The following is an 18,959-nucleotide window of genomic DNA, read 5'->3' on the forward strand; positions in this document are numbered from 1 at the left end:
TATATGATCGACGGCCGTATCAAGTTCCGCCACCTGCAGACTTTTCTCGAAGTTGCCCGCCAGAAAAGCGTGATGAAGGCGGCGGCGATCCTTCATATCAGCCAACCGGCTGTAACCAAAACCATTCGAGAAATGGAAGAGGTGCTCGGGGTTGCCATGTTCGAGCGCGACGGGCGCGGCATCCGCATCACCCGGTTCGGCGAGGTTTTCCTGCGCTATGCCGGAGCGGCGATCACCGCACTGCGGCAGGGCATCGATTCCGTCAGCAACGAGCAGTCGGGCGAGGGGATTCCCGTCCGGGTGGGCGCCTTGCCGACGGTTTCCACCCGCATCATGCCGCAGGCCATCAGCCTGTTCCTGCAGGAGAAGACACAGAGCCGGCTGAAAATCGTCACCGGCGAAAATGCCGTGCTGCTCGAACAATTGCGGCTCGGCGATCTTGACCTCGTGGTCGGACGGCTGGCGGCGCCGGAAAAAATGACCGGCTTTTCCTTCGAACATCTCTATTCCGAACAGGTGGTGTTTGCCGTCAGTGCCCGGCATCCGCTGCTCAATGCCAGCGAGGACATTTTCAATCGCCTTGCCGAATTCCCCGTGCTGATGCCGACGCGGGCATCCATCATCCGGCCCTTCGTCGACCGGTTTCTCATCGCTAATGGCGTGGCCAAGCTGCCGCATCAGATCGAGACGGTTTCCGATGCTTTTGGCCGGGCTTTCGTCCGCTCCCATCAGGCGGTGTGGATCATTTCGGCAGGGGTGGTTGCCGGGGACGTCGCCGACGGGGCGCTGGCGCTGCTGCCCATCGACACGACCGAGACCAAGGGACCGGTTGGCTTGACAACCCGCGCGGACGTTACCCCGTCATTGCCGCTGATGATCCTGATGCAGACCATCCGCGAGGCGGCAGGAGAGATGAAACCGGATCAGAAAAACTCGTCGAGCAGCCGGTAATAAGCCAGCTTTGCCGGATCGGCCTGCGTCAGGCCGTAGCAATCCAGAAAAAGCTCCACCCTTTCGTCGCCGAAATTATCCGCAATGCTGCGGCACGCCAGCGCAATATCCTGGTAGCGATCGGCAAGACCAAGCCGACCGCAGTCGATATAGCCGGTGAAGATGCCATTCCCAGCCATGAAATTCGGCAGGCAGGCATCGCCGTGGGTCACGACGACATCCGCTGTCTCGGGCCTTTCCGCCACAAGCCGGCCGAAAAGTTCGGATGCCGTCTTTCCCAGCATATCGTCGTCGAAATCCGTCTCGTCCACCAGCCCGGCCTGCATGCGGGCCCGCGCCGCTTCAATGTGCCCGTCAAGCCGGTGATCGAATGGACAGGTCGCGGGATCAAGCGCATGCAACTGGCGCAGCGCCCCGGCAAAAATCCGGATACGCGTTGCGATGGACAATGAATCGGCCGAGGCAAGATCTTCACCGGGAACCCCGCTCAGCAACAGCCAGAAGCGGCCGGCATGGGCGCCCTCGAAGAGAACATTGGGGCAGGGCATATCGCGGGAGGACAGCCAGCAAAGCCGCGCCGCCTCATCGGGCAGCTCACCGTAAGGGCTAACGGCTTCGACCTTGATGAAGAGCCGGGGCAAGCCTTCGCCTTGCAGCATGAAAACCTGCGCATCGGAACAGCCGAGCGCATCGCGGCTCCAGCTGTAGCCCGCGACAAGAGCCTGCAGTTGTGGCGGCACAAGCATAGCGTCCGGCGGATTTGTTGTCGCGGTCATGGGAATTTCCGGTTTCAGGCATGTTCTTCAGGCACGCATATGCGGGCGGTGGAACAGAAGCAATAACCTAAAACGGCAGTCCCACATAGTTCTCGGCAAGCGCGGTCGATGCCGCCCGGGAGTGGGTGAGATAATCGAGTTCTGCCTCCTGTATTTTCTGGCCGAATGCGCCGGTATCGGGAAAGCGATGCATCAGCATCGTCATCGACCAGGAAAACCGCACCGCCTTCCACACGCGCAAAAGTGCACGGCGCGAATAGTCGTCGAGGGCCGCCGTGCTCTTATCGGCATAATAGTCGCGCAGGCCTTCGAAGAGATAATGCACGTCACTGGCTGCCAGATTGAGACCCTTTGCCCCCGTCGGCGGCACGATATGGGCGGCATCGCCAGCCAGGAACAAACGGCCGAAGCGCATGGGTTCGGCCACGAACGAGCGAAGCGGCGCGATGGACTTTTCAAATGACGGGCCTGTTGTGACAGCAGCCGCATCCTCTTCCGGCAGCCGGCGCCGCAACTCGTCCCAGAACCGGTCGTCGGACCAGTCCTCCACCCTGTCGTCCAGCGGGCACTGCACGTAATAGCGGCTGCGCGTCAGGGAGCGCATCGAGCACAGCGCAAAGCCGCGTGGATGGTTGGCATAGATCAGCTCATGTGCCGCCGGGGGCACCTCTGCCAGAACACCGAGCCAGCCGAAGGGGTAGGTGCGTTCGAATGTCCGGATCGCCTCCGCCGGCACGGACCGGCGGCTGACCCCATGGAATCCGTCGCACCCGGCAATGAAGTCGCAATCGATGCGGTTGGGTCTACCGTCCCTTTCGAAGGTGACGAACGGCTTTTCCCCGTCGAAATCATGGATGGCAACGTTCTGCACCCCGTAAAATGCCGATGCACCGCCCGCCTGACGCTGCTGCATCAGATCCCGCGTCATCTCGGTCTGGCCGTACACCGTCACCCGCTTGCCGCCCGTCAGATCGAACAGATCGATGCGATGATTGCGCCCGTCGAACGCCAGCGAAAAGCCGTCATGCGGCAGGCCTTCCGCATGCAGACGGGCGCTGGCGCCCGCCTCGTCGAGCAGCCGCACCGTGCCTTCTTCCAGCACTCCGGCGCGCACGCGCCCCAGAATATGGTCCTTGCCCGACCGGTCGAGGATGATGTTGTCGATACCGGCCCGGGTCAGAAGCTGGCCGAGCAGAAGCCCGGCAGGTCCAGACCCGATGATAGCCACGTGCGTGCGCATGATGCCTCCCAGCATGAAATAATTGCGCAAGGCTAGCGGCAGGACGCATCTGAACAATGGACTTCTCAGGCAAAAAACAGGACAATCTGAACATTGGGGACGGGAGGAACCGATGAGCGGCGCAGTACCAACCTATGATCTCTATGGCGAAAACCATCCGAAACGGCCGGATTTCTGGCTGCATTGGGAGACAATCGCCTCCAGAAGCCAATTGCACAATTGGGAGATCAAAACCCATCGCCACGCGGCATTCTTTCAGATTTTGTACTTTCGCGGCGGAACCGGCGATGCGGTTTTCGGCGCGCACAGCCATCCCATACAGCCACCGGTCATGATCACCGTGCCGCCGCAATGCGAGCATGGCTTCCGGTTTTCCCGGGATATGGATGGCATGGTCATCACCATGCTGGCCGCGCGCTTCGGGTCTTCCGGCCGCACCATCTGCGACGCCGGCATGCCGCCGCGATTGATTTCGCTCGTACCCGATCACGCCGATGCAGCGTTTCTGACGCACAGTCTCGAGCGCCTGTGCGCCGAACTGGTATCGGGCGGCGCCTTTCACGACGACCTGGTGGAATCCTATCTCAAATCCATCGTTCTTCTGGCAGCGCGCATGACCGCCCCGGAACTGCCGCCCGGCGGTGAAAGCTCCAGTACGGAGGAGCGCCTGAAACTGCTGAACATCATGGTCAACCGGCATTTCCGCGAACATCGCCCGGCGGAATTCTATGCCGGACACCTCGGCTTGTCGGCAACCCATCTCAACCGCATCGTCAAGGCGGCGACGGGGCAGAGCACCAATGGCTTGCTGGCACGCCGCCTTGCCGATCAGGCGAAGCGCGATCTGGTGTTCACCTCTGCCAGTATCAAGCAGATCGCCTATGATCTCGGCTTTGCTGATCCGGCTTATTTCACCCGGTTTTTCACCAGGGAGACCGGCACGACACCCCGGCAGTACCGCACCGAGCAAAGCGCCAGAATGGCTGTCTGAACCGATGGCCGGTCATACCAGCACCGCGGCTATGGTATCGCGGGTCGATTGCATGGCGGGCAGATAGCGCTCGATCATTTCCGCGATCGTCACGCGCGGAGCCTGCGCCCCGACATTGATGGCGGCAATGGTCATGCCGCGCGTGTTGCGCACGGGAACCGCGATGGAGCACAGCCCGATCTCCAGTTCCTGGTCGATCACCGCGTAGCCCTGCGCCCTGACGGTGCGCACTTCATCCATCAGGTCCGGCAGCGCGGTCTTCGTGCGCGGCGTGTTCGCCGGGCGGTTGCTGCCTGCAAGGATGCGCAGCGCGTCGTCATCGCTCATCGCCGCGAGCAGGACCCGGCCCATGGAGGAACAATAGGCGGGAAGGCGGCTGCCGGGATTGAGATTGATCGACATGACACGCTTGTGCGAGGCACGCGCGATGTAGACGATCTCATTGCCGTCGAGCACCGAAGCCGAGGCGCTTTCGCCGGTTTTTTCCGACAGCTGGTCGAGAAAGGGCTGCATCAGCCGGGGCAGGGGTGTCGATGACAGGTAGGAATGGCCAAGACGCAGGATGCGCGGCGTCAGCGTGAAGAATTTTCCGTCATAATCCGCATAGCCAAGCTGTGTGAGCGTCAGCAGGCAGCGGCGGGCCGTGGCGCGCTCCAGCCCGGTCATCCGCGCAATATCCGTGATCGACAGGCGCGTATTGACCGCGTCGAAGGCCTCGATGACGGCAAGCCCCTTGGCAAAACCGCTGATGAAATCCGTTTCACGCATCCACACCTGCCTTATCCGCTGCATTTCCGCACAATTTGTGCGATATACGAACAAATGTCAAATAACGCACAAAATCATTGACGGGCGGAACGCGACGGGACTACGCCATGGGGACAAATGGAGGTTTGCACCGGATGCCGGCGATCGCCGTGCCTCGGGAACAGCGACAGGGAGAGAGACGTGGCAAAAATCTGCACGCTTGCCGAAGCCATCGGGGACAATGTCAGGGATGGCGATACGCTCGCCATGGAAGGGTTCACCCACCTCATTCCCTATGCCGCTGGGCATGAGATCATCCGGCAGGGCCGCAAGGAACTCTTCCTTGTGCGCATGACGCCCGACCTCATCTACGACCAGCTGATCGGCGTCGGCGCAGCGCGCGGCATGAAGTTCTCCTGGGGCGGCAATCCCGGCGTGGGCTCGCTGCATCGCTTCCGCGACGCGGTGGAAAACCAGTGGCCGCGACCGCTTGAGATCGAGGAGCATTCGCACGCGGCCATGGCCAATGCCTATGAGGCGGGTGCGGCCAATCTGCCGTTCGCCGTGCTGCGCGGCTATATCGGCGCGGACCTTGCCAAGGTCAATCCGAACATCCGGTCGGTCACCTGCCCCTTCACCGGTGAGGTGCTCGCCGCCGTTCCCTCCATCCGTCCTGACGTGTCGATCATCCATGCCCAGCGCGCCGACCGGCAGGGCAATGTGCTGATCGAGGGCATTTCCGGCGTGCAGAAGGAGGCGGTGCTGGCCGCCAGCCGTTCCATCGTGACGGTGGAGGAAATCGTCGACGAGTTGAACCCGCCATCGCCCAATGCTGTGGTCCTGCCCCGATGGGCCATCAATGCCGTCGTGCATGTGCCGGGCGGCGCTTTCCCCTCCTATGCGCATGGTTACTATCCGCGCTCCAATGCCTTCTACATCGCCTGGGACAAGATCGCCCGCGACCGCGACAGCTTTACCGCGTGGATCAGCGAGAACGTCCTTGCCGGCAAGCCGGAAGATTTTGCCCGCCACGCCGTCCGGCGTGCGGCGAATGCAGCGTGAGGAGCAAGACCATGACCCAGGATTTCACCCCCACGGAAATGATGACCATCGCGGCGGCCCGCGCGCTGAGCAATGACGATGTCTGCTTTGTCGGGATCGGCGCACCCTCCGCCGCCTGCAACGTGGCGCGGCTGACCCATGCGCCTGACATCACGCTGATCTACGAAAGCGGCACCATCGGCACCAGGCCGGATGTGCTCCCGCTTTCCATCGGCGACGGCGAACTCTGCGACACCGCCCTGTTCACCGTGTCGGTGCCGGAAATGTTCCGCTACTGGCTGCAGGGCGGGCGCATCACCACCGGATTTCTCGGCGGCGCGCAGATCGACCGCTTTGCCAATCTCAACACGACGGTGGTCGGCCCCTATGATGCACCGAAAGTGCGGCTGCCCGGCGGCGGCGGCGCACCCGAGATATCAAGCAATTGCGGCCAGATTTTCATCACCATGGCGCTGACCAATCGCGGCTTTGTCGACCGTCTCGATTTCATCACCTCGATGGGGCATGGCGAGGGCGGCGATCATCGCGCACGCCTCGGCATGAAAACCAAAGGGCCGACCCGCGTCATCACGGACCTGTGCATTTTCGAGCCTGATCCGGTCACCAAAGAGCTGACCGTGGTGTCGATCCACAGGGGTGTGACACGCGGACAGATCGAAGAGAATTGCGGCTGGCCCGTCCGGTTTGCTAAGGAGATCGTGGAAACGCCAGTCCCCACTGCAACCGAACTTTCCGTGCTGCGCGATATCAATGCGCGTACGAAACGCGCTCACGAGGCCGCCTGATGTCTGAAGCCTATATCTGCGACTATATCCGCACACCCATCGGCCGCTTCGGCGGCGCGTTAGCCTCCGTCCGCACCGACGATCTGGGCGCCATTCCGCTGAAAGCCCTGATGCAGCGCAATCCCTCCGTCGACTGGGAAGCCATCGGTGAAGTCATCTATGGTTGCGCCAATCAGGCGGGCGAGGACAACCGCAATGTGGCACGCATGTCCCTGCTTCTGGCAGGCCTGCCGGTGACGGTGCCGGGCACGACGATGAACCGCCTGTGCGGTTCGGGGATGGATGCGGTGATTGCGGCGGCCCGCGCCATCAAGGCCGGGGAAATCGAGATTGCCATTGCCGGCGGCGTCGAATCCATGTCGCGCGCGCCCTTCGTTCTGCCGAAAGCCGAAGGGGCGTTTTCGCGCCACGCGGAAATTCACGACACCACCATCGGCTGGCGCTTCGTCAACCCGCTGATGCAGCAGCAATACGGCATCGATTCCATGCCGGAGACCGGCGAGAATGTCGCCGAGGAGTTTCATGTCTCGCGCGCCGATCAGGATGCTTTCGCCGTGCGCTCCCAGCAAAGGGCAGGGGCGGCCATGGACAATGGCCGGCTCGCCAGGGAAATCACGCCCGTCATCATTCCCCAGCGCAAGGGCGACCCGGTGATCGTCGACCGCGACGAGCATCCGCGCCCGCAGACAACGCTCGAGCAGCTGGCCAAACTGCCGACGCCGTTCAGGAAGGGCGGATCGGTGACAGCGGGCAATGCTTCGGGTGTCAATGACGGTGCAGCGGCGCTGATCATCGCATCGGAAGCGGCAGCACGGAAATACGGCCTGACACCCATCGCCCGCATCATCGGCGGTGCGACCGCCGGTGTTCCACCGCGCATCATGGGCATCGGCCCTGTCGCCGCCACTGAGAAACTCTGCGCGCGGATTGGCCTGGCGCCGCAGGATTTCGGCGTGATCGAGCTCAACGAAGCCTTCGCCTCGCAGGGCCTTGCCACCCTGCGCGCACTCGGGCTTGCGGACGATGCCGACGACGTCAATGCCAATGGCGGGGCGATTGCCCTCGGCCATCCCCTGGGCATGTCCGGCGCACGCATCACCGGAACCGCGGCACTGGAACTCAGCGTCAGGCACGCCCGCTATGCGCTGGCCACCATGTGCATCGGTGTCGGCCAGGGCATCGCGGTTGCCCTGGAACGGGTCTGATCAGGCGAAGTGCCGGGCCCGCGGATCGGGGATCGGCACCGCCGGCCCTGGATCACACGGCGATGCGTGCCTCCGACTGTTCAAGCGCCTTCCTGATGGCGAGCTGCCGCTCCCAGGCCAGGGCGTCGCCGACGATCAGGTCGAGGTCGGCGCGTTTCGGCTCAAAACCGAATACGGTGCGGACACGTTCGTTCCCTGCCACCAGCACTGCCGGATCGCCCGCACGCCTCGGCGCGGTCCGGACCTCGAAATTGACGCCCGACACGCGCTTGACCGCGTCGATAATGTCAAGAACGGAATAGCCGTAGCCGTAGCCGCAATTGGCGGCGGTGCTGGCTCCTCCAGCCTCCAGATAGTTCAGGGCGCACAGATGTGCCTGCGCCAGATCGCTGACATGAATATAGTCGCGGATGCAGGTGCCGTCGGCAGTCGGATAGTCCGTGCCATACACCTCGATATGCGAGCGCTCGCCTGTCGCCGCCTGGCTGGCGATCTTGATGAGGTGCGTGGCGCGCGGGAATGACTGCCCCGAGCGCAATTGCGGGTCGGCACCCGCCACGTTGAAATAGCGCAGCGCCACATAGTTGAATTCCGGATGGGCCACGGCCGCATCGCGCAGCATCCACTCGGTCATCAGCTTTGACGTGCCGTAGGGCGAGATCGGCTGATGCGGCAAATCTTCGCTGATCGGCGTTCGCTCCGGTTCCCCATAAATTGCGGCGGTCGACGAGAAAATGAAATGCCTGATGCCTTCGGCAATGGCCGCTTCCATCAGGGAACGCGATTGCACGGTATTGTTGCGGTAATAAGAAAGCGGATCGCGCACGGAATCGGGAACGACGATCGAACCGGCGAAGTGCAGGATCGCCGTCACATTGTGCCGGCGGATCAGATCGCGCACCAGCGCCTGATCGCCGATATCACCCTGCACGAACGGCACATCATCCGGCACCAGCCAGGCGAAACCGCAACTCAGATCGTCAAGGACCACGACCGGCCGGCCGGCATCCTTGAGGGCAAGCACCATGTGGCTGCCGATATAGCCGGCGCCACCAGTAACAAGAACAGTCATGGGGAGGAACTCCTGCAACTTTGTTTGAGAGATTGATAGGGTGGAGCGGCGTGTACCATGTCGATCGTCTGTCTTACACTTCCTTTCCTACGGTTTGCTTTCCTCCCGGGAAATTCTGATTGTTTGCTGTCTAAGCGACTCGTCGGGCGGAGTCCGATGCGCGCCTGCCCGTCTCGGTCATCTTGTGATCCACGCCGTTTTCGGTCAGGAAGACATTCATCTCGCCATAGGTCTCGAACCAGGCGCGATTGTACTTGTCGAAGAGCGATTGATCCCAATAATCCTCCAGCCTGAAAGGCTTGCCGCCAAAGACATCATAACTCGGGATCTTGTAGGTTTCGGCGAATTCGGCCGTGCGGCTGTCATAGGTGAAATAGATCGACGGCACGCCGTTGGCCAGCGCCATGAGATTGCCGTGCAGGCGGTAGCCGAGAACCAGCTGATGCGCGCGAACAAGCGTTTCATAGTCCGCAACCACATCGGAATAATACATGCGCTCGCGGTAGAGCTTTTCCATCGCATCGTCGAAATACCAGTCCGCAACCCAGCGGTTCGCCTTCAGCGCGGCGATGGCGTCTTCCTTCTGCTCGTCGGTACCGAAGACCATCTTCTTTTCTTCCACTTCGCCCTGCGCCATCAGGGTGATGTCGAAGCGGTTCGCCATCGCCTTGATAAGGTCGCGGTGCAGGGTCAGATAGCGCTGAATATCCTGCGCATAGGTTGGCGAGACTTCGCGCCGGACCGTCACACCCACCTTTTCCACCGTGTCGAGCTCAGGCAATTTGATGCGCAGATGCTGGTTGTTGCGCCGGAACGCCGTGGGGCAGCCGATGACGCGGACATTCTTGATGCCGATGTCGTTGAGAACCTGGGCGGAATAGGCGCCGCGCACACCGACGGAAGTGGTCGAATCGGCAATGAGGCGCCAAACCGCCTTGGACTCCTCCGACAGTTCCAGCTGCCCCTTGACCGGCGCCTGCGCGCCGACGCCGAAGGCAATGACGGGCAGCCCCAGGCGCTTGAGAACCGGGATGGTGTCGCGCCAGTTCATCTCCCTGTTGATGTAGTTGGACCCGCGCAGGATGACATAGTCATACTCCTCGCGCAGCTGGTCGATCTTCTCCATCGGCGGCCCGGCAATGGGAAGTTCCGCGACCTTCTCGTAGTTCATGAGCTTCAGGGATGATTCAAAGACGAAGGCATCACCGATATTGTGGTAGTGGTCGATGCTGCGCTGAATGTCGCTGTGCTGGTACCAGCGGACATTGTCGTGATCGTAAACTTCTCCGGCGGGGATCATTACGAGGACGCGTGCCATGAGGTATTCCTTCTTTTGGCGATGAAAGCTGGATAGCCTCAGCTTGCTTGGGAAAGAACAACGTCAGTTCTTGCAGCGATCGTGAGTGGCTGCTGCCGGCTAGATTTAAGCAATTCACCATAGAGAGCAAGGTGTTCCTGAGCACAGTCGATATAGTTCACGGGTTTCCGGATGGTCTGATGCAAACGGTCCCAGATCGAGGCGTCGCTGAGTACTTCGGTGAAACGGTCAGCCAGGTCTTCGGCACTGCGCACACGGAAGTGCAGACCATCCAGCCCGTCCCGGACTTTTTCGGCCATACCGCCAATATTGGAGCAGATCACCGGGCGGCGATGGTGCAGGGCCTCCTGGATCACAATCGGCGAGTTCTCCCACCAGATCGACGGCATCACCACCCAATCGACGGGCTGCATGAGACGCGGCATTTCCGCATTCTGGTAGGCGCCGTAAAAGCGCACGCGCGACCCGGCTTCCTCGATCAGTTTTCGCATGCGATCCTGAAAGTCGCGCGGCTGCTTCTCCAGATTGCCGCCAAAGATCATCAGGCGCGAATCCTCGCCCCAGGTTTCCTCGGGCACACGCGACACCGCATCGATCAGGACGTCGATGCCCTTGAACGGCGTTATCTGCCCGAAATAGGCGAAGCGGTTGCGCCGCGGCCTTGGGCCCGCCAGCTCGCGCGGCGGTGTCACGCTGTCGATGGCGATACCATTCTCGATCACCCTCAGCTTGGCGGGATCAAGTCCCCACTCCTTGTATCTTCCAGCCAGGAATTCGCTGGGTGAAACAAAGGCATCGGCAAGCTCGAGCATGCCGCGGATGAAGCGTTCCCGCTTGAGAAAGCGGGCAGGAGGAACATCGGGAAAGCAGGCGTGGCAATCGATGGGCGAAGCCTCGTTGCACAGCTTTGCCGAGCTTGCCTTCACCATCTGCCCGTCATTGTTGCAGATCGACAGATATTCGTGAAAGGTCAGCAGAATGACCGCATCGGGCAGCGCCTCGCGGATGGCATAGAGCGTTTCCAGCCCGAGGCCGAGCACATGGTGGAAATGCACGACCTGCGGATTGAGATCGCGGACAAAGCGCAGGAGATCGCGGCGGATTTCATCGGTGTTCTTGTTTGACAGATAGAAGTGGTCGTATTCATCGGCATGGAACAGGATTTCATCGCTGCTGCGCCGCATGCTCATCAGCGCGGTGGTGCCATGCCGCGGAATGGGATGTCCGGCCCGCGCCAGATAGACGGACTGGACACCGGGCAGGCTGTTGAGCCCCTTGTGCAGATTGTAGGAGGCAATTTCGCCGCCTCCCAGGGAAATGCTGGGATGGGCATGGGAAATCACCAGAACCCGAAGCCGTTCGGTCATGCTGTTTCCTCCGCAGACACACTGCGCTTGTTGGAAAGATTGTTGGCCCAGCGCGCGTCGAAAACCTGCCGGTCGATGCGTTCGATCAGGGCAATGGTCGAGGCCTTGTCGGACACGGATATGTCGTCGGACCCGAGCATCTGCGCCGATGGCAGCCAATAGGATTTCAGACCGGCCTGCTTGAGCTTGAGGCCAAGGTCGAGACCCTTTTCATGCGTGCCAAGATATCCGCGGGTAAAACCATTGACGGAGAACAAGGCGTTTCGCGGCAGGACACAGCACTCGAATGTCGCCGTTGCCACTTCCGTTGTTCCCATCCCCGCCACGGCATCGATGGGATAGCCGGCATAACGGCTGATCAGGGCGCGGTCGGATTGCGCACCCGCCACCCATGTTCCGGCCCAGCGAATGGAATCATCCTCATAGGCGAGGGTCGGCGACAGCACGCATTCCTTGCGGGCATCATAGGCCGCAAGCAGTTTCCGGAACCATCCGGTGCTGCGCGGCAGGAGTGAGGCGGCAAGAAAGACCACGCTTTCGGTGGAAACCGCCCGCGCGCCGACTTCCAGCGCATCATACAGATCCTCGGATCCGCTGGCGGAGACAAGGCGGACGCGCAGCCCGTAGAAATCCGCCAGCCTGCGCAGTTGCACGCCGATGCGGTCGATAATGTCCGTGGCAGCTGCAACGACTATCGGCGCCTCGCGCGTCTCCGGATCAAGCGCCAGCAGGGCGAGAAGCGGACCGATCTCCTCGACGCGCTCATCGACACCGATGATCAGTGCGGGTCCGGCAGCTTTTTCAAACGCGCCGAGATCGACGACGCCGAAAACCTCGGGCGCAGGCCGGCTGACGCCGCGCAGCAGCGGGACAAGCTGCTGGTCGACGATGTGGCGCAGCGCCCAGGCATTCGGATCGATGGCGCGAATCTGGCGAACGACCGCGTCGCGCGATGTGATCCGGGTTGGCGTCAAGGGCATGAAGGCTCGCCGGGAATCGCTGAGTTCCAGCTCGATGTAGAAGGGAGCCGTGCTGTCGCCCGTAAGCTCCGGGGCAAAGGCGACGAAACCGTGCGCATGGCGGTTGGGGTCCAGTCCGGCATTGAACGGCGGCTGGTTGTCGAACTCCCGCGTCACATCCGCCCGGTCCACCCGGGTCCAGTTGCCATCCAGCTGGATTTCACCGCGGTGGCGGCGCAACTTCACGCCCTGGACGTGATTGTCGGGGTCGAGCAGCCAGCCGGAGACAAGCAGGCCGCTGCCTTCGACGCGAAACACATTGTCGATGCCCATGCGCACCGGAAAGGGCAGGCTGGATATCGTTTCCGTGCCGTCGAAGCGGTTGGCGGCCGAGCGCAGGCGGAGCAGAATCTCCGTCGAACTGCGCATGTTCGGCAGAATGGCGCGGACGTGGTTGGGGGTTTCCCGCGACCCGGCAAGCAGGCGGCGATCATAAACCTCGATAAACCGCCAGCCGCGCCGACCGCGAAACAACAGGCGCTCGATATCATTGGGCGAGATGGGTTCGCTCGCCAGCAGCAGCCCGGCAAAACCGGATGCCTGCTCGCTCACATCGGGGCGCGCGAAAACGCCGATGGCGCATTCGGCGAGGGATGGCGTACGGCCGCTGATCAACAGCCGCGTGACGGAGGGGGTCAGGTCCTGTGCCCAGCCCTGCACGAAAATCTCGCCCTCGTCGCTGCCGCCGATCAGCTCGATAACGCCATCGGAGCGGGCGCCGGCCTGCAGCAGAATGGTGATGGCCGATAGTTTCTTGCGGCTGATGGGGCCGGAAATCAGCGCTTCAACAAGCCCGTCGATCGCACCGGGCAAATTCGGTCCGGCAAGATCGGCGATCATGGCCGCAAGATCGCCGATGGCAGCGGCACGGGCGGCAAACGAATAGCGGGATACCTTTGCCTTGTGCTGGAACATGATGGTCTTCAGCTGCGCGCGGCGCAGCACGTTTGTCGGCACGATTGCGACAAATCCGTGCGTGCCGGCCGGCGACGGGGCTTTCAGCGGCCAGTTGATGAAGGTCGCTTTGACACTCATGGCGGGATCGCCGTTGAGAAAGACCGTGAGCTGTTCGGGCGTATTGCCGCCGATGCCCATGATGAGCACCAGCGTATCCTCGACCGGGCAACCGACGACCATTTCGCCTTCCATGACAATGGAATTGCGCTCCGGCGCTTTGCCGCCCGCCGGGACAGGCAGAAGTTTTTTGTCGTCGCGAGTCATCTATGCCACCCTCAACGGAGAACCCCGACGGTCATGAGCGCGCCCGCGGCAAACCCCACCAAAACAAACAACAGCAGAAACAGCGGTCTGGCATCGCCGCCGGCGCGCTTGTGCAAAAGCTCCAGGCGCTTCTCCAGCCCTGCCACGACACCGTCCATCCGCATCAGATGCACGTCGAGTTCCGTCATGCGCTGATTGAGGTCACCGCGCAGCCCTTCGATCGCGCTGCTGACCTCGCCAAGATCGCCCGGCGTTGCCCCGCCTGTGCCGTCGATGGTAGCGGCGGGCCGCTGCAGCGAACGCTGGCTGACCTGCAGCTGCCGCTGGGCTGCCATCAGCATGTCGAGCTTGTCGAGAATGCGGGTCATCGGTGCGGCGATCAGCGCTTCGGCCGCCTGCTCATCCGGCTTCGGCACGCGCAGGGGCTGCTCGACGCCTGCGCCGCTGATGGCGATAACGACCAGTTCACCGGCGCGCGCCGATGCAAACTGCGGCAGCATCACGTCAAAGGCATGAATACCATCGCCGACGCCGTTGCGCTTCAGGTCAGGACGTTCCTTGTCGGCCACCGCCTCGGCAATCGGCTTGCCATCCAGCAGGACGCGAATGATCAACCGTGCGCCCGGCGCCTGCGGATCGAAAGCCCAGCCATACAGCCGGCCAGCATCGACGGCATCCACGCGGCCCTTCAGGGGCTCGCCGCGCACCGGCTCGGTCTTAGCGGGTCTTGCGTTATCCTGTTCGGGGATGGCGGTCGGCTTCACGGAGGCCTGCGTCGGTACTTTGGTCACTATGGACATGGGAGAGTCCTTTCTGATTGATCAGGCAGCCTCGACACGTTCGGGCCGCAGCGTCTCGATCAGATCAAGATACCGTCCGGCTGTCGTGTCGATGGTATCGGGGTGGCGTGCCCCAAGGGAAAGATGCGCACGCAGATCGGCATCTTCGGCGATACGCCGCATGGCAGCTGCCAGTGCCAGCGGATCGTTCGGGGGGACGGTCAGGCCATTGACGCCGTTCTCGATCATTTCGGCCATACCGCCAATATTGCTGGTGACGACGGGGCAATCCTGGCCTTGCGCCTCCTGAATCACCAGCGGCGCATTCTCCCACCAGATTGACGGCATGATCGCGCAATCGACTGCCGCAATGAGATTGCCGATATCCTCACGCCGATAGGCACCGCGCCTCTGCACGAAGGGCGCGGTTTCGGCAAAGAGCCTGTCGATATCGGCGACAAAGGTTTCACTCTGGAATGGCGCCGCACCGTGGACACGCAGCTCGAAATCAAAGCCTTCCGCGATGAGCTGCTTGGCCGCCTCCAGAAGGACAGTCGTGCCCTTCCATGGATTGAGATTGCCGAAATAGCCGAAGACAGGCTTGCTGCGGGCCGGCATGTCAGGCTTTGCCGCCAGCGCCCGCGCGGGTTGCCCGTTGGGGATCACATGGATCAGTTCTGCGGCAATTCCCCAGTCCACATAACGCTGCTTGAGAAATTCACTCGGGGAGACGAAGGCATCGACCACGCTCAGAAGCGATTTGAGATGACGCTCGCGCAGGACGAACTTGTCGAGTGCGATGTCCTTGAAACAGCTGTGGCAGCGGTCCGGGCTGGCGCCGTAGCAGAGTTCCTTGCCGCCTGTACGCACCATCAGGCCATCGTGATGGCAGATGGGGTAATAATCGTGCAGCGTCAGGACGATGCGGCATTCCGGCAATGTCTGGCGCACGATATGCGGGAATTCCGCGCCCAGCAGCAGCAGGTGATGCAGGTGGACGACATCCGGCCTGAAATCCCGCAGCAGTTCGACAATGTCGGGGACAATGCCGTAGAGGTCGACCTGACTCATGAAGAACCGGTCGAAATGGCCGGACCACAGCAGGATTTCATCGCCTTTGTCGCCGATGCTCTGAAAGCTCGTACCGGGTCTGGCTTCCCGGTGAATGTGATTGGTCGCACCGAGAAACAGCGCTTCACATCCCGCCCGCTGATAGGCACGGAAAAGATCGTGCGCGAAGATTTCCGTGCCGCCGGGATGCAGGGACGGATGATTGTGGGCCGCAACGAGAACACGGGCCATTATCTGTCGCCTCCGGGACCGGCAATGAAGACATCCTGATAGTGGTCGGCGGGAACACCGCGCCAGTGCCCGAGCGACGTGCTGAAAACCTGCAGCCCGGCCCGCGTCAGGGCGCGATCCAGAAACCCGTCGTCGAAGCCGACGGCGGCAAGGGGCGGCAGTTCGGGTACGAACCAGCACGGCCCCTCGTCATAACGCTGGAAACCCAGGCGCCTGTCGCGCTTGCCCAGCGGATTGTCGGCAGCCGTCTTGTCGATGACGAACGCCGTCATGAACAAACGCCCGCCCGGCGCAAGCACCCGCGCCACTTCCCTCAGGTAGACGCTGACTTCCTCATCGGGAAGATGGGTGACGACCGAGGTCATGATGACGAAATCGAACTGCTTGTCCTCGAAGGGCAAACGGAGCATGAGGCCGTCGATCGCTCCCTTCGGATTGTACAGGGAGTGGGCGATATCCATGTAGCGGAATTCGAAATTCGGATAGACCGGGGTGATCTTCTGCTGGCACCAGTTGATGCCGCCGGACACCGGATCGATGCCGCAATAGCTGCCCTTGGCCGGATCGATATATTGCGTGAGCGGCACCGCCATGCGGCCGATGCCGCTGCCGATATCAAGCACGCGGCTGTCCGGCCGCAGTCCGCCCTTGCGGATGAAATGGCCGAGAAACTCCGAACCAACCGCCTGAAAATTGCCGTCGCCGACAAACACGCTGTCCGGATCGGGGCAGGGCAGGAACCGGTTGCGCATGACGGATTCCATCAGCCAGTCGACATACTCATCGTTCACGGGGCTTATCTGCTCGGCCTGGGTTTTCTTGAGTGCAACAACGTCGGTCAAGCAGCGCTCCTTTCAGACTTTGCCGCGATGAAGGGTGCAACCGTGTCTTCCACCGCTTCGTCCCGGTACGTCGTCATCAATTCTGTAATGTCATCGTTCCAGCGCTGGGTGTGCAGCCATGAATTGTACTGGCTTGCCAACCCCCGCATGTAATCGGCACTACGGCGGATGGACCGCCGCTCGAAATGATAGAGGGACACATCAGGCGCGTAGGCGATGTGGAAGCCGATCTGGCGAATTTTCAGGCACAGATCGCTGTCCTCGTAGTCCCCGATGATATAGTCCTCGGTGAAACCGCCGACGAGATCGTAAATGTCCTTGCGTGTCACCAGGCAGGCCCCGGTCACGCCCGGCACGGTGCGGGAAACCCGCGCCGGCGCATAGGCGCCCGGCATGCCCTTGTAGAAATGATGGTTGAGCCAGATGCCTTTCTGGTCGCGGGCGAAGTAAAGCCCGGCGTGCTGCAGCGAACCATCCTCGAACAACAGGCGCGGTCCGATGGCGCCCAGTTTCTTCTGGTCGAGCAGCGGCTGCGTCAGGGCCTGGAGCCAGCCATTGGCACAGGGCACCACATCGGAATTCAGCATGACCAGCATCGTCCCGTTGGCGAAACCCGCTCCGGCGTTGCAGGCACGGGCATAGCCGCTGTTGCGGTTCATCGTCACCAGCCGGAAGGGCAGGCCGTGCAGGATGTGCAGCCCGCCCAGCATGTGCTCCGTATCGTCCTGGATTTCGGGGGAGTCGAGCACGAAGATCAGCTCCGCATTGGCAACGAGCCACGGATCGGTGGCCATTGCCGAAAACTGGAAGCGCAGGAAATCCAGGTTGCGATAGAGCGGAATGACAATCGACACGGCAGGCGCATCCGGCAGGACGCCGTATTCCTTGGTGTCAGCCACCTTCACCGTCTTGCCAAGCTTGTGTTCGACCTCCTGCAGGGCAGGGGCGAGAATATTCTCGAAGACCTGATCGCGCGCGTGCTGCGGCGGTACTGCCCGCAGAATGCGGTTACGCTGGGCCGATGCTTCGAATGGCTGCAGCGGCGGCACCAGCGCGGCCGTCGCGCCGGAAGCCAGCCGCATCTGGAAACGCGGCTGCAGCAGCGGCCCAAGGTTCTTGCTCTGGGGAAGCCAGGCGACAAAACCCGTCACATCCGCGCCGAACCCGTCTTCCCGCTCCCCCGTCTTGCCGGGAAACTTGTAGAAATTGGGCTGCAGCGGCAGGGCGCCGTTGCTGCCGGAAAGATACTCGATGCCCGCCAGCATGGCCGCGGGATCGTGGCTCCAGCCGCCCACCAGCAGCCCGCCCTGAAGCGCGAGGGCAAGATCGATTTCGGCGGCGGGATGCGTTGCGGACTTTGCGATCTGGCGCACCGTCAAAGGCGCGCGCGTCTGCATGTCGATGGCCGTGGCAAGCCCGGGCCCGGTCGCCTGCGCCATTTCCCGGATGAGAAACTCGCGCAGGTCCATGTCCCCGTGACGCTTCGCCCACCACTTTTCAAAATCCGCGGGCTGGCCGTCTCCCTCGGAGAGCTTGCGCACGGCAACGCCGTTGCGGCCGGAAAAGACCAGATGCAAGGACTGCGGCAGCGGACGGACGGATTCAACCAGGAGGTGACACGGCTGCCCGCCGCGTTTCGACTGGGTTCCCATGACAAGCCGCGTCGGCAGGATCGTCACCGCGCTTGGACTGATTGCATAGATCGTGGTGATTTCGCCCAGGACCGGATCAATCGCCGTTTCCAGCAGATATTGACCGTCGACGGGCTGGCCGCACAGGCGCGCCGGGCGCGGCTCGGGTGCCAGCGCCAACATGATTTCACGCGCCACGCTGGCAAAGATCTGGTTTTGCGAAAGCCGGAACGTGCTGCGCCATGTGCTCAAAATATTGTTGAGCAGCTTGATATGGCCGGCAGCGGACAGATTGGCGACAGCGCTGTTGACGTCAAAGGATACCAGTTCATCGGCGGGATACAGAATGGCCTGTTCCGTTGGCCCGAGCGATCCGGCAGACAGGGTCAGACTGACGGGTTCGTCCTTGGTGCGCATGACCCAAAGGATGCGCTGGCCGCCGGTTTCGAGCGGAATGTTGAGGCTGACGAGGGGAACCAGCTGTTCGGGTGCTTCAAGCGTGCATTTTGTCGAGGCCCGCACCGCGCCGGGAATATCCCAGATCACGACAGCGACATCGCCGCACAGGCGCGAGATGGAAATATTCTCCGTATCGCCTGCAATATCCGTCGAATGGTCGAGGTTCAACACGTTGCCCTTTCATCCACAGCG

General features: G+C 61.9%; 16 protein-coding genes. 5 read left to right on the forward strand and 11 right to left on the reverse strand.

What is annotated here, in order from left to right; translation table 11 throughout:
• The first annotated feature begins 3 nt into the window (after positions 1-3).
• Positions 4-951, forward strand: coding sequence for a pca operon transcription factor PcaQ (pcaQ, locus tag J1W56_RS24505; RefSeq protein ID WP_223615900.1), 948 nt, complete (start codon positions 4-6; stop codon positions 949-951).
• On the opposite strand, the gene J1W56_RS24510 is transcribed toward pcaQ, so the two are convergent.
• Complete coding sequence (locus tag J1W56_RS24510; RefSeq protein WP_404928850.1) at positions 924-1,697, reverse strand: APH(3')-II family aminoglycoside O-phosphotransferase; 774 nt, start codon at positions 1,695-1,697, stop codon at positions 924-926. The genes pcaQ and J1W56_RS24510 overlap by 28 nt on opposite strands.
• A gap of 97 nt (positions 1,698-1,794) precedes the next feature.
• Positions 1,795-2,967 (reverse strand): 4-hydroxybenzoate 3-monooxygenase, encoded by a 1,173-nt coding sequence (pobA, locus tag J1W56_RS24515; RefSeq protein WP_223615902.1) that lies wholly within the window; start codon positions 2,965-2,967, stop codon positions 1,795-1,797.
• Between the two features lie 112 nt (positions 2,968-3,079).
• Here pobA and J1W56_RS24520 point away from each other — a divergent pair, with 112 nt between their 5' ends.
• Positions 3,080-3,958 (forward strand): helix-turn-helix domain-containing protein, encoded by an 879-nt coding sequence (locus tag J1W56_RS24520; protein ID WP_223615903.1) that lies wholly within the window; start codon positions 3,080-3,082, stop codon positions 3,956-3,958.
• 12 nt (positions 3,959-3,970) lie between these two features.
• Here J1W56_RS24520 and J1W56_RS24525 read toward each other — a convergent pair whose 3' ends face one another.
• The gene (locus J1W56_RS24525; RefSeq protein WP_223615904.1) at positions 3,971-4,726 is read right to left on the reverse strand and encodes an IclR family transcriptional regulator; all 756 of its coding nucleotides are present in this window, start codon (positions 4,724-4,726) and stop codon (positions 3,971-3,973) included.
• 180 nt (positions 4,727-4,906) lie between these two features.
• On the opposite strand from J1W56_RS24525, the gene J1W56_RS24530 reads away from it, so the two are divergent.
• From J1W56_RS24530 to pcaF, 3 genes are read left to right on the forward strand one after another with little or no spacing between them, the layout of a single operon-like run.
• Positions 4,907-5,767 (forward strand): CoA transferase subunit A, encoded by an 861-nt coding sequence (locus J1W56_RS24530; protein ID WP_223615905.1) that lies wholly within the window; start codon positions 4,907-4,909, stop codon positions 5,765-5,767.
• Between the two features lie 11 nt (positions 5,768-5,778).
• Entirely contained in the window at positions 5,779-6,552 is a 774-nt protein-coding gene (locus J1W56_RS24535) for a CoA-transferase subunit beta (RefSeq protein WP_223615906.1), read from the forward strand.
• Positions 6,552-7,757, forward strand: a complete 1,206-nt coding sequence (gene pcaF, locus J1W56_RS24540) for a 3-oxoadipyl-CoA thiolase (RefSeq protein WP_223615907.1) — start codon at positions 6,552-6,554, stop codon at positions 7,755-7,757. Before J1W56_RS24535 ends, pcaF begins: the two co-directional genes overlap by 1 nt.
• A 52-nt stretch (positions 7,758-7,809) precedes the next feature.
• Here pcaF and galE read toward each other — a convergent pair whose 3' ends face one another.
• The 8 genes from galE to J1W56_RS24580 all read right to left on the reverse strand — a co-directional run bounded on the left by galE (position 7,810) and on the right by J1W56_RS24580 (position 18,935).
• Entirely contained in the window at positions 7,810-8,829 is a 1,020-nt protein-coding gene (gene galE, locus J1W56_RS24545) for a UDP-glucose 4-epimerase GalE (RefSeq protein ID WP_223615908.1), read from the reverse strand.
• Between the two features lie 130 nt (positions 8,830-8,959).
• Complete coding sequence (locus J1W56_RS24550) at positions 8,960-10,147, reverse strand: polysaccharide pyruvyl transferase family protein (RefSeq protein ID WP_223615909.1); 1,188 nt, start codon at positions 10,145-10,147, stop codon at positions 8,960-8,962.
• Positions 10,148-10,185: 38 nt separating this feature from the next.
• Positions 10,186-11,514, reverse strand: a complete 1,329-nt coding sequence (locus tag J1W56_RS24555) for a glycosyltransferase family 4 protein (RefSeq protein ID WP_223615910.1) — start codon at positions 11,512-11,514, stop codon at positions 10,186-10,188.
• A complete protein-coding gene (locus J1W56_RS24560; protein ID WP_223615911.1) occupies positions 11,511-13,754 on the reverse strand; it encodes a hypothetical protein in 2,244 nt (747 codons plus the stop codon). The genes J1W56_RS24555 and J1W56_RS24560 overlap by 4 nt, the downstream gene beginning before the upstream one ends.
• Positions 13,755-13,765: 11 nt before the next feature.
• Positions 13,766-14,554, reverse strand: coding sequence for a hypothetical protein (locus J1W56_RS24565; RefSeq protein ID WP_223615912.1), 789 nt, complete (start codon positions 14,552-14,554; stop codon positions 13,766-13,768).
• Positions 14,555-14,575: 21 nt separating this feature from the next.
• Positions 14,576-15,838 (reverse strand): glycosyltransferase family 4 protein, encoded by a 1,263-nt coding sequence (locus J1W56_RS24570; RefSeq protein WP_223615928.1) that lies wholly within the window; start codon positions 15,836-15,838, stop codon positions 14,576-14,578.
• On the reverse strand, positions 15,835-16,677 hold the full coding sequence (locus J1W56_RS24575; RefSeq protein WP_223615913.1) for a class I SAM-dependent methyltransferase: 843 nt from the start codon (positions 16,675-16,677) through the stop codon (positions 15,835-15,837). Before J1W56_RS24575 ends, J1W56_RS24570 begins: the two co-directional genes overlap by 4 nt.
• On the reverse strand, positions 16,674-18,935 hold the full coding sequence (locus tag J1W56_RS24580; RefSeq protein WP_226904809.1) for a glycosyltransferase family 2 protein: 2,262 nt from the start codon (positions 18,933-18,935) through the stop codon (positions 16,674-16,676). The genes J1W56_RS24575 and J1W56_RS24580 overlap by 4 nt, the downstream gene beginning before the upstream one ends.
• Positions 18,936-18,959 lie beyond the last annotated feature (24 nt).

The sequence above is a fragment of the Phyllobacterium calauticae genome (assembly GCF_019991125.1).
GTDB lineage: Bacteria > Pseudomonadota > Alphaproteobacteria > Rhizobiales > Rhizobiaceae > Phyllobacterium > Phyllobacterium calauticae.

What these genes read in the sequence shown, in the direction of transcription:
- J1W56_RS24525 (WP_223615904.1), bottom strand. Translation starts at nt 4,726, where the DNA reads ATGCGTGAAACGGATTTCATCAGCGGTTTTGCCAAGGGGCTTGCCGTC.
- galE (WP_223615908.1), bottom strand. Translation starts at nt 8,829, where the DNA reads ATGACTGTTCTTGTTACTGGTGGCGCCGGCTATATCGGCAGCCACATG.
- pcaF (WP_223615907.1), top strand. Translation starts at nt 6,552, where the DNA reads ATGTCTGAAGCCTATATCTGCGACTATATCCGCACACCCATCGGCCGC.
- J1W56_RS24565 (WP_223615912.1), bottom strand. Translation starts at nt 14,554, where the DNA reads ATGTCCATAGTGACCAAAGTACCGACGCAGGCCTCCGTGAAGCCGACC.
- pobA (WP_223615902.1), bottom strand. Translation starts at nt 2,967, where the DNA reads ATGCGCACGCACGTGGCTATCATCGGGTCTGGACCTGCCGGGCTTCTG.
- J1W56_RS24520 (WP_223615903.1), top strand. Translation starts at nt 3,080, where the DNA reads ATGAGCGGCGCAGTACCAACCTATGATCTCTATGGCGAAAACCATCCG.
- pcaQ (WP_223615900.1), top strand. Translation starts at nt 4, where the DNA reads ATGATCGACGGCCGTATCAAGTTCCGCCACCTGCAGACTTTTCTCGAA.
- J1W56_RS24550 (WP_223615909.1), bottom strand. Translation starts at nt 10,147, where the DNA reads ATGGCACGCGTCCTCGTAATGATCCCCGCCGGAGAAGTTTACGATCAC.
- J1W56_RS24555 (WP_223615910.1), bottom strand. Translation starts at nt 11,514, where the DNA reads ATGACCGAACGGCTTCGGGTTCTGGTGATTTCCCATGCCCATCCCAGC.
- J1W56_RS24535 (WP_223615906.1), top strand. Translation starts at nt 5,779, where the DNA reads ATGACCCAGGATTTCACCCCCACGGAAATGATGACCATCGCGGCGGCC.
- J1W56_RS24560 (WP_223615911.1), bottom strand. Translation starts at nt 13,754, where the DNA reads ATGACTCGCGACGACAAAAAACTTCTGCCTGTCCCGGCGGGCGGCAAA.
- J1W56_RS24510 (WP_404928850.1), bottom strand. Translation starts at nt 1,697, where the DNA reads ATGCTTGTGCCGCCACAACTGCAGGCTCTTGTCGCGGGCTACAGCTGG.